The sequence below is a fragment of the Streptomyces sp. NPDC030222 genome (genome assembly GCF_055573115.1).
The window spans coordinates 36,698-48,338 of record NZ_JBVICA010000033.1; the positions used below are offsets into that span (position 1 = coordinate 36,698).

12 protein-coding genes and 1 tRNA gene are annotated in these 11,641 nt (G+C 69.4%); 6 read left to right on the forward strand and 7 right to left on the reverse strand.

Annotated features, from left to right (window positions below; all coding sequences use genetic code 11):
• Nucleotides 1–143 precede the first annotated feature (143 nt).
• Together ACZ4Z5_RS31855 and tatA are read right to left on the reverse strand one after the other, a co-directional pair.
• Nucleotides 144–716, reverse strand: a complete 573-nt coding sequence (locus ACZ4Z5_RS31855) for a hypothetical protein (protein ID WP_468269494.1) — start codon at nt 714–716, stop codon at nt 144–146.
• Between the two features lie 256 nt (nt 717–972).
• Entirely contained in the window at nt 973–1,203 is a 231-nt protein-coding gene (tatA, locus tag ACZ4Z5_RS31860; protein ID WP_468269496.1) for a twin-arginine translocase TatA/TatE family subunit, read from the reverse strand.
• Nucleotides 1,204–1,372: 169 nt separating this feature from the next.
• Here tatA and ACZ4Z5_RS31865 point away from each other — a divergent pair, with 169 nt between their 5' ends.
• From ACZ4Z5_RS31865 to ACZ4Z5_RS31875, 3 genes are all read left to right on the forward strand, one after another.
• Complete coding sequence (locus ACZ4Z5_RS31865; protein ID WP_468269498.1) at nt 1,373–1,759, forward strand: BlaI/MecI/CopY family transcriptional regulator; 387 nt, start codon at nt 1,373–1,375, stop codon at nt 1,757–1,759.
• A gap of 6 nt (nt 1,760–1,765) precedes the next feature.
• A complete protein-coding gene (locus ACZ4Z5_RS31870; protein ID WP_468269500.1) occupies nt 1,766–2,701 on the forward strand; it encodes a M56 family metallopeptidase in 936 nt (311 codons plus the stop codon).
• 502 nt (nt 2,702–3,203) lie between these two features.
• Complete coding sequence (locus ACZ4Z5_RS31875; protein WP_468269502.1) at nt 3,204–3,482, forward strand: STAS domain-containing protein; 279 nt, start codon at nt 3,204–3,206, stop codon at nt 3,480–3,482.
• 64 nt (nt 3,483–3,546) lie between these two features.
• Here the strand turns inward: ACZ4Z5_RS31875 and ACZ4Z5_RS31880 are convergent, their stop codons facing one another.
• The 4 genes from ACZ4Z5_RS31880 to ACZ4Z5_RS31895 all read right to left on the reverse strand — a co-directional run bounded on the left by ACZ4Z5_RS31880 (nt 3,547) and on the right by ACZ4Z5_RS31895 (nt 6,548).
• Nucleotides 3,547–3,954 (reverse strand): peroxiredoxin family protein, encoded by a 408-nt coding sequence (locus ACZ4Z5_RS31880; RefSeq protein ID WP_468269504.1) that lies wholly within the window; start codon nt 3,952–3,954, stop codon nt 3,547–3,549.
• 727 nt (nt 3,955–4,681) lie between these two features.
• Nucleotides 4,682–5,137, reverse strand: coding sequence for a tellurite resistance TerB family protein (locus ACZ4Z5_RS31885; protein WP_468269506.1), 456 nt, complete (start codon nt 5,135–5,137; stop codon nt 4,682–4,684).
• Between the two features lie 85 nt (nt 5,138–5,222).
• The gene (locus ACZ4Z5_RS31890; RefSeq protein ID WP_468269508.1) at nt 5,223–6,242 is read right to left on the reverse strand and encodes a sporulation protein; all 1,020 of its coding nucleotides are present in this window, start codon (nt 6,240–6,242) and stop codon (nt 5,223–5,225) included.
• Between the two features lie 87 nt (nt 6,243–6,329).
• Entirely contained in the window at nt 6,330–6,548 is a 219-nt protein-coding gene (locus tag ACZ4Z5_RS31895; protein ID WP_468269510.1) for a hypothetical protein, read from the reverse strand.
• A gap of 485 nt (nt 6,549–7,033) precedes the next feature.
• Here ACZ4Z5_RS31895 and ACZ4Z5_RS31900 point away from each other — a divergent pair, with 485 nt between their 5' ends.
• The 3 genes from ACZ4Z5_RS31900 (at nt 7,034) to ACZ4Z5_RS31910 (ending at nt 9,716) form a co-directional block, all read left to right on the forward strand.
• Nucleotides 7,034–8,371, forward strand: a complete 1,338-nt coding sequence (locus ACZ4Z5_RS31900; RefSeq protein WP_468269512.1) for a hemolysin family protein — start codon at nt 7,034–7,036, stop codon at nt 8,369–8,371.
• Nucleotides 8,368–9,381, forward strand: a complete 1,014-nt coding sequence (locus ACZ4Z5_RS31905) for a hemolysin family protein (RefSeq protein ID WP_468269514.1) — start codon at nt 8,368–8,370, stop codon at nt 9,379–9,381. The genes ACZ4Z5_RS31900 and ACZ4Z5_RS31905 overlap by 4 nt, the downstream gene beginning before the upstream one ends.
• 262 nt (nt 9,382–9,643) lie before the next feature.
• A tRNA-Arg gene (locus tag ACZ4Z5_RS31910) sits at nt 9,644–9,716 on the forward strand.
• A gap of 464 nt (nt 9,717–10,180) precedes the next feature.
• Here the strand turns inward: ACZ4Z5_RS31910 and ACZ4Z5_RS31915 are convergent.
• Nucleotides 10,181–11,221 carry a hypothetical protein gene (locus ACZ4Z5_RS31915; protein WP_468269516.1) on the reverse strand — a complete coding sequence of 347 codons (1,041 nt, stop codon included), beginning with the start codon at nt 11,219–11,221 and terminating at the stop codon, nt 10,181–10,183.
• Nucleotides 11,222–11,641: the final 420 nt, after the last annotated feature.

The window sequence follows — 11,641 nt, forward strand, 5'->3', positions numbered from 1 at the left end:
GTCCACATCCACGGTCGAGCGGCCGCCCTCGAGTCCGGGGAACAGCCCGGGGCGCCGCGGCCTGGCGGGGCCGAGAGCCCTGTGGGGCTGCTGCTCCGCCGACCGGCTCGGTGGGCGGCATGCCGGCGGTTCGCTGCGCCCGTCTACCGGCCGCTCTCGGCCGGCCGGCTGCCGGCCAGCTCCGCGGTCGAGGGGACTTTCTCCGTGACCTTGGCACCTGCGCTTCCGCCTGCGCTCTTGAACCCTGTTACGGCCTTCTCGAACAAGCCGATGTCGGCCTCCTTCACCTGGCCGGTGCGGAGTTTGGGGCCCAGCTTCTTCAGCTCCTCCACACGCACCGTCAGCGGCGCCACGGCTCTGGAAAGCAGCGGGTCACCCTTGGAGTTCTCCGTGGCAGCCTTCAGGCGGTTGTAGGTGAACGTTCCTGCCAGCCCCGCTTTGAACAGGGCCGCCGTGCGGCCCTGAGCACCATCCCTGAACCTTCCCTCTCGATAGGGCTTCACGATCCACTGGTAAGTGGCCCCCGCGGCCAGACCGGCGTTCGCCACGAAGTGCGCCTTGGCGTGCTTCTGCTGCTGCCCCGCGGAACTGGTGCCGGCCTTCGGGGCGACCGGCCGGGCCCCATGACCACTGCCGCACCCGGCGACGGTGAGGAACACGGCGCTGCACAACGACAGTACGCCGGCCCCCCGGCGGACCGAGACGGGAACGTACACGGATTACCTCCTGATGCGAGACGCATGATCTTCACGCCAGGAATACCCGTCCGCGTCCCCCTCGTACGAGGTCCGGACCTTTACCCACCCGCACGGCTGTCAACAACCGGCGAACCGGCACAGAGTGTCAATTCCGGCGGGAGCAGAGGGTGGATGCCGGTGATGCCGTTCGGCACGCGAACGGAGAGGTGACATGTCCGCCCTGGCCCCCGCGCCTGTGGCCTGCTGCCGTCGGGGCGAGGCCTGCCCCGCCGGATCAGTCGTGGGCGTGGCGAGTCTGCTGAGCCTGCGGGGCCGGTTCGGCGGCGGCGCCCTTGATGATCAACGGCTCTACTCGAGAAGGGTCATCGGTCTTCATCGCCTTGGCCTCGTTCTTGAGGATGCGTGCGGCCTTTCCCGCGTTGCGGGCCAGTTCAGGCAGCTTCTTGGCGCCGAAGACGAGCATGACGACGATGAGGAGGATCGCGAGCTCGCTGAGACCGAACATCGTGGCGGTGTCCTTTGCGGAAGGCCGGATCATCTGGCCGTGGTGAACGGAGAACACGGCGAATCTACAGTACTGTAGAAATTTGGGTCCGTGGGAACGTCCCAGTCGGTGGCTACGATGAGCGGCCCCCCGCGGTCGGTGCGGGGCGGTGCGACTGGAAGGAGACGGGGTGAGGGAGCAGGCGGGCCGGGCCCGGCGGGGCCAGGGCGAGTTGGAGGCGCAGATCCTGGGGGTGCTGCGGGAGGCGCCGTGCCCGGTGGGCACGGCCTGGGTGCAGGAGCGGGTCGGCGGCGGCGCGCTGGCGTATACCACCGTGATCACGATCCTGACCCGGCTGCTGGCCAAAGGGGCGGTGACCAGGGAGAAGTCGGGCCGGTCGTTCGTGTGGACGCCGGTGGCGGACGAGGCCGCGCTGGCGGCGCTGCGGATGCGGCGGGTACTGGATCAGGAGCACGACCGGGAGGCGGTGCTGGCGAGCTTCGTGACCTCGCTGCCGCCGGGCGACGAGCGGATGCTGCGGGACCTGCTGGACCGGACCAGGGAGCCGGAGGACTGACGCGGCATGGGAGTCTTCGTCTTCCTGCCGCTGGTGCTGCCCTTAACGGCGTGGCCGCTCGCCCGGCTGGCCGAGCAGCACCTGCATCCCCGCACCGCCACGGTGCTTCTGTCGGCGGCCGCCGGTGTCCTCGCGCTCTGCAGTACGGTCTGCCTGGCCCTGCTGATGGTCGTGGGCACCGCTCAGCTTCCCGGCAATCCTCTCCCCGACGGCTGGTCGGACGAAGAGGTGCGAGACGCGGTTCCCTACGACGAGGTCGCCGGGAAGGCGGCCATCCCCTTGCTCCTGGCGGTGGTGGTGGCGTGCTCGCGCACCTTGTGGGTGCACCACCGGGTACGCGTCCGGGCCGAACAGGCACTGACCGGCCTGCAGACCCGGGTGGTGGTCCTGCCCGACGAGACGCCGTACGCCTATGCGCTGCCTGCAAGGCGGTGGCGGCCCGGGCGGGTGGTGGTGTCCACGGCCATGCTCGCGTGCCTGGAAGGTGCGGAGCGGCGAGCCCTGTTCGCACACGAGCGGGCGCACATTGCCGCACGCCATCACTGCTTCCTCCTGGCCGTTCAATTGGCGGCACGGGCCAATCCGTTCCTGCGCCCGTTGCGTACAGCTGTGGCCTATACGGCCGAGCGGTGGGCGGATGAGCAAGCGGCGGGCGTGGTGGGCAGCCGCAGGGTGATGGCCCGTGCCATCGGAAAGGCGGCGCTGGTCTCCGGCGGTGCCCCCGCGACGACGCTGGCACACTTCGCGGCGCCTGGACCGGTGCCCCGGCGCGTCGCCGCACTGCTGGCCCCGGCGCCGCCGATGCCGACCTGGCCGTCGGTGTTCACCGCGGCGGGGCTGGCGGCCTGGACCGCCGCGGCGGGCACCACCGCCTCGGCGCTGTCGTCGGCGAACTCCGCCATCACCCTGTTCTTCGTGCTGAAGGCGGCCACTCCGCTGTGAGGAGCTGGTGCATCCCGAGGCACGTCGCACCGCCGGCCCGCGCGATGCGTGTTCGCCCCTGTGCGTCCTCCGCTGTCGGTCCGTTTCCCCGGGTCCTGGCTGAGGTGCATGAAGCCAGGTCACCTGGTCCCGTCGATGATTTCTGCGCCTCGCCCGAGGGATGGGATCACCCAGGACCGGCCTCACCGCACTGCGGCAGGCGGACTCGACACGATGGTGTCCGTACCCCATGCGGCATCCCGGGACGGTCAGCGTCATACGGCACCCTGGCCTGGCGGCGGGTGGTGGCTTCCCTGCTTTCGTGTGAGTTCTTGAGCCTCGGTTCATTCGGAAGGACGGCTGAACGTAGACAGCCACAGCTGATTGGCGCATCGGCTGCGATCACGATCGGGGTTGGCCGGCAACGAAGTTCCTTCTGCCTTGGAGACGCCTGATGTCGTTTTCCCTGCCTCCGCGCGGTTCACGTAGCCGGTGGATCAGGTTCCTGCGCGGAGTCCTGCTCATGCGGACGCCCACCGTCGTGCAGCTACGGGGCCGGATCGATCTGCAAAGTGCTCAGCGGACGACGGACAAGCTACTGGGTGCTCTGCGGAGACTTCCGGAGATTCTGGAGGTCGACCTCTCCCACGTCGAGGATCTGGACCGTGACGGCACCATTGCGTTCCTCCTTGCCGCCCGTCAGGCGCAGGCCCAGGGAACGCGCCTCATCGTCGTCAACGGGTCGCCCCAGGTGATCGCCACGCTGCGCGAGGCCGGTTTGCAGCACGTCGTGGGCCCATGAGCGGCCGGGCGGAGGGAACCTCTTGACGTCTCCCGCGCGCATCCCTGGCTTTGCCTCAACAGGATCAGGCGACGAGGGCCTTCATCGCGTCGGCGAGCCGACGGCTGGACAGGGCGGTGCCGTGGAACTGCGTCTGTCCGTTCGTATCGAGGAGGACGTAGGTGTTGTCCTGGGCGACCTTGAACCGCTTGCGCAGGGACTGATCGACGTCCACGACGTGAGGGAAGTTCTGGGTGCCGGTAACGGACAGGAAGTCGATCAGTTCCTGGTGGGTGTCCGGCGTCGTTACCCCCACTACGCGGGCTGCACCGGTGTACTGGTCCGCTCTCAGGGCGATGTCGGCATGGTGAGTGCGGCACTGCTGGCATGACGGACTGTAGAACCACAGAACCACGGGCCTGCCGGCCAGCGTGGAGCCCTCGAAGGACGCGCCGTCCACGGTGGGGGCGGTGAAGCGGAGGCTGTCGGGCACGGTGGTCAGCAGAGCCGTCGGCCTTGCCGTGGTGGCACCTGCGCCGGGAGCCGGCTCTGAGCGGCTGTCGGCCCCGCAGCCGCTCAAAGCGGTGCTGCAGGCGATGACGAAGGCTGCGGCAAGGTGGCGGGTTCGCATGGCCGACTGATCCCTCTGCTCTCCACGACGGGGGTGCCTCGGACACGCAAAATCTACGAGCCTGTAGAAGTCGTCTTGGTGCGACATGCCGGACCGGCTCGGTGTGTCAGCCGAACGCTGACCGCACCCGGGGGCGGAAGCACGCGGCACACACCCCTCGCCTGTTGCCGGCGGAGGGTGAGGCAGAAGTCCGCTGTGGTCGCCTGAGCTGCCGCCCGGCGGGATGCCAGGCGGCACGAGGAGCAGTTTCAGGGGGCGTCGAGGGGCTCGGTGCCGACGACACCGGCGCTGCCGACGCAACGTGGACGGCCGGCTCCATCCAGTCGATGCCCTTGGTGGTGTCGGCGACGCCCAGGCCCGCCCGGTCCGATGGCGGTGCCCACGAGGGCGGCGAGGACGCCGGCCCCGAGGGTCGGCCGCACGCCGGTGTTCCGGCGTCCCGGCAGGACCGCCGACCCAGGGTGCCGATCCGGCGCTGATGAGGGACCCTGCCTCGTGCGGACCGCTGTCTCCTCAACGTCCTTCGCTTGCCTGATGCCCTGCGACACCCGGCCCAGGCCGGGCCTCACGGCGCCAACGGGGTAGCCGGCTACAGGTCGAACTCGTGCGGCGGCAGGTCGAGGGTGTAACAGGCTTCGCGGACGGCGGCCTGCTCGGTCTTGTCGAAGTGGCCGTCGGCGCCGCCGATGACGATCCCTATCTGGATGACGGCACGGGCCTCGGCGGGCTTCTTCTTCGCCTTGGCGATCTCCTGCAGCACGCTGACCTTGCCGAAGTCGAAGTCGGCGGTCAGCTTGGCGAGGTTGCCCTCGAAGCGCCGGCGCAGGTCGTCGGCCTCGAAGTTCTGCAGCACCTCGTTGGTGGCGATCAGCTGCGCCACCCGCTGGCGCTCGGCCGGGTCGATGGTGCCGTCGGCCGCGGCCACGAGCGCGCACATGGCCATGGAGGCGTCGCGGAACGCCCCGCTCTTCAATTCGTTCTTCTTCGCGGTCAGCTGGGTCTGCATCGTCGATGCGGACTCCCGGATGCGGTCCCACAGGGCCATGCCGAGCTCCTTCGTTCACGCGGCCGCCGGCCGGGCGGTGCCCGGCCGGCGCAGGGTTCGTTCAGCTATGCGTCCGACGCCCAGGTCAGCTCTCGTCGCCCTCGTCGTCGCCTTCGAAGAAGTCGCCGACCTCGTCGACGACTTCGGCGGCGACCAGGCCCCCGGCCACGCCGACGGCGAGTCCGGCCGCACCTGCGGCGACAGCGGTGCCCATGCCCGGCCCCGACCGATGGCCGCCGTGGTGATCACCATGGTGGCTGCCGTGATGACCGTGGCCGTGGTGCGCACCGTGCAGGTCGGTGTGTCCGTGCGGGGCGGGGACGCTGTGGTGGCCGTGGCCGGCGACCATCTGGCGGATCCAGGAGTCGATGACGGTGTTCCAGTCGCGGTGGGGGACGCCTTCGTGGCTGACGACGTGCCGGTTGACGACGTCGTGGCCGGAGGAGAAGAACCCGCCGGGCTTGTCGGCCTCGAGCACGACCTCCATGCCGCCGGGGTTGGCCAGGAAGGTGACCTCCAGTTCCCGCATGGCGTGCGCGTACCGGGGGCCCGGGGTGAGCTCGAGCTCCTGGTAGAAGGGCAGCTGCTGGCCGGTGCCATGGATGTGCCCGTATTCGAGGTCGGCGGACTTGAAGCCGAAGCCGAGCTGTCCCAGGGCCTCCAGGACCGCCTCCTGCACCGGCAGCGGGCGCACCGCCAGCGGGTCCAGGTCGCCCTTGTCCTTGGCGCCGGCCACGGCGAGCTCCGTGCGCACACCGAGGACGATGCCCAGCGGCTGCCCGTACAGCTCGGTGATCGGCGTCTCCCACGGCAGGGTGATCGTGAACGGCACGCTGCGGTGCTCGCCCTCGGCGAGCCGGAAGCCGCCGCCGACGGCGAACCGGCCGAAGGTGAGCGCGCCCTCGCTCTCCCCGTGCTCGTGCTCGGCCTCGACCCGGGCGACGAGTTCGAGGGTGATGTGGTCGACGTCGAAGCCGGCGTTGCCGCCCTTGAGGTGGACCTGTCCCGACAGCGTGCCGCCGGGCAGTACCGCGCCGGGGTCGAGGACCGTGTCCACCGTGGGGCCGCCCACACCGAGCGAGCCGAGCAGCTTCTTGAACACCATCGTGGCGTTCACTCCTTCATGTACGTGTCACGTGCGACGCCCGGCGGCGTGGGCTGGGTCTGTGGCCGTGCCGCCGGGCTGATGGGGTTACTTGACGGTGTCGAGAGCAGCCAGGGCCTGGGCCCATCGGACGTACTGCAGCTCGGCGAGCTCGGCGACCGTGGTGACGCCGAAGGCTTCCTTGAGCAGTTCGCCGTCCCGGTCGGAGACCCCCTTCAGGGCGGAGACCGGGGCAGCCAGAATCTCGCTCAGCCCCTTGTCCGCCCACGCCTTGTCCAGCACCTTGTCCAGATCGATCGAAGCCACCTTCGCCCTCCCAGGCCGACGAGTACGGGAAAGTCTCTGCGGGTTCAAGGCCGGACCCCCCGGGCGCACGCGCATCGCCCGTGCGCCGGGAACCGGGCGGGACCGTCATGCGTTCACCAGGCGGACGGGCCAGAAGGCGGCCACCCATCGTGCCGCCTCCCTCCCATGCCAGGTGTGCACCCACAGGAGTCTGGGAATGACCAGACCACTCTCGCGTTCTTTCTACACGACTGTAGAATCATAGAGGCGACCGACACGCACTGAAGGGCATACGGACCGACGGGGCGCAAAGAGTCCGGAAACGCCGCGTGAAGTCACCCTCGGCTTCCGATCACCTTTGCCGTCCCTTTACCATGGGGCCGGGGCTACCGCCTCATCCCGACTTTCACGCGAAGAAGGAGCAGCAGACCCGAAATGGGTGAACCTCCCAGTACCAGCCGTGCCATACCCCGCCCGACGTCGAGCAAGAGTCCGGGGGTGGCACGGTGACCGAGTTCCTGCTGCTTCTCCTCGCCCTGGTCCTGACGCTGGCCTGCGCGGTCTTCGTCGCAGCCGAGTTCTCGTTGACCACCGTCGAGCGCGGTGAACTGCAACGCGCCTCCGAAGCCGGCGAGCGCGGCGCCGCCAGCGCCCTCAAGGCGACCAGACGCCTCACCTTCCAGCTCTCCGGCGCCCAGCTCGGGATCACCGTGACCTCACTGGTCATCGGCATGCTCGCCGAGCCTTCCCTGGCCGCCTTGCTGCGCGGCCCCCTGGAAGCGATCGGCCTGGGACAGGCCGCCTCGTCGGTGGCGACCGTCCTCGGCGTGGCGGTCTCCACGGTGGTGCTGATGGTGGTCGGCGAGCTGGTGCCGAAGAACTGGGCGATCTCCCGCCCCCTTGCGGTGGCCAAGGCCGTCGCCACTCCACAGCGCGGCTTCACCGCGGTCTTCGCGCCGTTCATCCGGCACCTGAACAGCACGGCCAACCGTTTCGTGCGCCGCTTCGGCCTCGAACCCACCGAGGAGCTCGCCCATGCCCGCACCCCGGAGGAGCTGGTGGCGCTCGCCCGGCACTCCGCCGCACAGGGCGCGCTGGAGGAGGACCAGGCCGAGTTGTTCGTGCGCACCTTGCACCTGGGAGAGCTGACCGCCGAGAACGTCATGACCCCGCGCGTGGACATGCAGGCCCTCGAGGCCCACGCCACCGCAGCCGATGCCGCGAACCTCACCCTGGCCACGGGCCTGTCCCGGTTTCCCGTCTACCGCGACAGCCTGGACGAAGTCATCGGCACCGTCCACATCCGGGACGTTCTCGCCCTGGATGAGAACAGGCGGGCCCGCACGCCGGTGACCGACCTGATCACGCCGCCGCTGCTGGTGCCCGACAGTCTGCCCGTCGATACCCTCCTCGCCCGCCTGCGGACCGCCCGCACCATGGCCGTGGTCATCGACGAGTACGGCGGCACCGCGGGCGTCGCCACCGTGGAGGACATCGTCGAAGAGGTCGTCGGCGAGGTCCGCGACGAGCACGACCCCCTCGAAGTCCCCGACCTGCTGGTCGCCCCCGCCGCCGACGACGGCCGCCGCGTATGGGAGGCCGACGGCGGCATCCGCATCGACCAGCTGTCCGGCATCGGCCTCACCGCCCCCCACGGTCCTTACGAGACCCTGGCCGGCCTCATGGCCACCCGCCTGGAACGCATCCCCGAAACCGGAGACACCGTGCACCTCGACGGATGGGACATCACCGTCCTCGACGTCGACCACCACCGCGCCGACCGCCTCACCCTCATCGCTCCCCTCCCGACGCAGAACGAGCAGGTTCAGGAGGCCGTGCGATGACCACCGTGCAGCTCCTCATCGGCGCCCTCACCCTGATCACCAACGCCTTCTTCGTCGGCGCCGAGTTCGCACTGATCTCGGTGCGACGCAGCCAGATCGAACCCCAGGCCCACGCCGGCCACAAGCGCGCCAAGATCACGCTGTGGGGCCTGGAGCACCTGTCGGCGATGATGGCCACCGCCCAGCTCGGCATCACCGTCTCCTCCCTGGTGCTCGGTGCCGTCGCCGAACCGGCCATCGCCCACCTGCTGGAGCCCCCGTTCCAGGCACTGGGCGTGCCGACGGCGCTCATCCACACCATCGCCTTCGTCATCGCCCTGACCCTGGCCACCTACCTCCACATGCTCCTGGGCGAAATGGTGCCCAAGAACATCGCCCTGGCCGCACCGGTCCCGACCGCGCTGCTGCTCGGCCCGCCGCTGGTCGCACTCACCCGCGCCCTCAAGCCGGTGATCTTCGGGATCAACGCCTTCGCCAACGCCCTGCTGCGGCTGCTGAAGGTCGAGCCGAAGAACGAGGTCGCCTCCGTCTTCACCGACCACGAGCTGGCCCGCCTGGTGGCCGACTCCAGCCAGGCCGGCCTGCTCGACCCCGCCGACGGCGACCGTCTGCGCGACGCCCTCGAACTGGGCACCCGGCCCGTCGGCGAAATCCTCGTACCGCTGAACAAGATGGCCACCGTCGACCACACCGTCACCCCCGCGCAGCTGGAGAAGACCGCCACCACCGCGGGCTACTCCCGGATGCCGGTCCTCGGCCCCGAACGCCAGGTACTGGGCTACCTCCACATCAAGGACGCCCTCGGCGTACCCGAACGGCACAAGCCGTTTTCCCGCAGCGCCCTGCACACGGTCACCCGCGTCGAGATCGACACCCCCCTCGACGACACCCTGACCGCCATGCGTGCCGACGGCACCCACCTCGCCGCCGTCACCGGCGACAAGGGCACCGTCATCGGCTTCGTCACCATGGAGGACGTCCTGTCCGAACTCGTCGGCCCCACCTCCTGACGACACCTGTGGGACGACCGCCGGCCCAGCCGCCCACACGGCGGCGGGCCGCCGCCAGTGCCCGCAGCCGTGATCACCTCAGCGCAGTCGCTCTCCCGTCCGCTACTCTGTCCCCGGTACCTCTCCCTGCCAGCGGGAGGGGCCGGGGATGCTCAAGCAACCCCCGGCCCCCGCCTCAGGCCGGGCGCGGGCGCCAATGACGTGCAGCGATCACCGCCAGAAGATCCCGCCGGGATTTTCTGCAGGGATCTCCACACGTACTGCCTTCGTAGCTCAGGGGATAGAGCACCGCTCTCCTAAAGCGGGTGTCGCAGGTTCGAATCCTGCCGGGGGCACAGTGTCTGACCAGCGCGTTTACCTCTCCGGGGTAGGCGCGCTGTTCGTTGTAGCCGTGGCATTAGCCGTCAGTAGGTTCCAGGTCATGACGAACACCCAAGGTCAAGCCCACCCAGCGAGGCCGCATCCGGCGCAACGGATCCGGCTACCAGGCGAGCGTCTGCGTAGGTCTCGACCCCCTCACCCGTACTTCCGTTGCTACCGCAAGATCCGGCATCACCGGCTCTACCTGCGGGAGCGCCCAGCCCCCGCCGTCTTCCGGCACCTTGAAAAGCCGCGCCAGGGGCCGACTGGGGTTCGAAAGCGAGTCACGAAGCCGCACAGAGAAACACCAGGTCAGAGGCCACATGGGCCCTCCGTGGACACCACGGAGGGCCCTTTGTGTGCTCGATGGGAACATCCCGGGAACAGCACGATGGAGGATTTAGGCAGCTTTACGCGATCGGTAGTGCACCGGAACCGCTCAGCCTTCCCAGTCCTCGTCCTCGCCGCCGCGCATGTGACGCCAGCCCTTGAGGTTCACCAGTGCGCTGCGTGCCAGCTCGGCGTACTGTGCCGGGCAGTCCCACAGCTCGCGGGCCGAGAGTTCGGCGGGTACGGGGGTGTCCGGGTGTTCCTCGGGCGCGTACAGGTGGACCACCGCGCGGTACCGGGACTGCACGGTTGCCTCGGCGGCGGACCAGGGGTGACGGGAGTGCTCGCAGGAGACGTCCAGGTCAATGGTGTCGAGGGCCGCGGCCAGATCGCGGGCATACGAGGGCGGAAGCCCCCCGTACGTCTGGGCGATGCCCATCCACATGCACAGGAACAGGCCGAGCCGTTCCTCGTCCCGCACCTGCCCGGACAGCCAGCGGCGGGCGGACCACAAGGCGACTGGGCCGGTGTTGTCCTCCCAGGTACGCCGGATCGACTCCTGCATGGCGACGACGTCCATGCCGCCGCCGTCGCGGATGAACTGCGCGTCGAGGTGGGAGACGTCGATGCCGCCGAAGATCTCCTGGTGTGCCTCGCGTATGTGGGCGGCGGCCTGGTCGGCGAGGCCGGCAAGGAACCCCTCGCAGTCGAACGCGGCCAGTTCCTCGTCATTGAGACCGTAGTCCTCGGCGAATACGGCGCGGCCGGCCTCGGTCAGCATGCTCACCCCGGCTTCGGCACCGTACTCCGAGTCCAGATCCGCAGGGTGGGCTCCGGCCGGGCAGATACAGGACGCCGGGTCGAGCGTGGCGCGGAACCCGTCCAGGACCTCCGTGTACGTCGCGAACAGCGACTTGCTGAAGATGCGTGCCGAGACGTACCCGCAGGTGGCATACAGCAGGATCGTGTACCCGGTCAGCTCCCGGCGTCCTTCCGGAGTGCCGTTGCGGTCGAGCGTCTCCGCCGCGTCACCGGCAAGGACAGCGAGGGTCAGTTCCGGGTCCACATAGGGGTAGTCGCTGATGATCCCGGAAAGGTCGGAGATCAGTTCGCTGTGGTCGGCGGGCAGGGTGGGCGTCACTTCAGTCACATGCGTAACCGACGCCGCGGTGTGCGGGCCGGTTCCCCCGCGTAGCGGCCCCCTTCCCGGTGGAGATCGACCTCGGCCAGGTCCGACCCACGCGCTGCTCAGCAGCCGGCAGCGCGTGAGCGATGCGTGAGCGGACGGTCCGACACAGGGCGGCATGAGCCAGATCAAGCGGCTCGCAGCGCGGCTCTGACCAGTGGAAACAGCACCGCGCGGCAACGTCAGGCACCCCCCGGCAAGGATTCGCTCCCACTCCTAAAGCGGGTGTCGCAGGTTCGAATCCTGCCGGGGGCACAGGTCAGGGGCCATGAAGGCCCTCCGTGGAGATGGTGCTTTCTAGGGGTCGTCGCAACACGTGGTCGTGTTGATCAGGCCGCGAGCAGTTTATGCAGGCGCTCGGCTGGGGTTTCCCAGCCGAGCGTT

Excerpts from the sequence above, each read along its gene's own strand:
- tatA (WP_468269496.1), bottom strand. The coding sequence starts at position 1,203 with ATGTTCGGTCTCAGCGAGCTCGCGATCCTCCTCATCGTCGTCATGCTC.
- ACZ4Z5_RS31870 (WP_468269500.1), top strand. The coding sequence starts at position 1,766 with ATGGGAGTCTTCGTCTTCCTGCCGCTGGTGCTGCCCTTAACGGCGTGG.
- ACZ4Z5_RS31875 (WP_468269502.1), top strand. The coding sequence starts at position 3,204 with ATGCGGACGCCCACCGTCGTGCAGCTACGGGGCCGGATCGATCTGCAA.
- ACZ4Z5_RS31885 (WP_468269506.1), bottom strand. The coding sequence starts at position 5,137 with ATGGCCCTGTGGGACCGCATCCGGGAGTCCGCATCGACGATGCAGACC.
- ACZ4Z5_RS31890 (WP_468269508.1), bottom strand. The coding sequence starts at position 6,242 with ATGGTGTTCAAGAAGCTGCTCGGCTCGCTCGGTGTGGGCGGCCCCACG.
- ACZ4Z5_RS31905 (WP_468269514.1), top strand. The coding sequence starts at position 8,368 with ATGACCACCGTGCAGCTCCTCATCGGCGCCCTCACCCTGATCACCAAC.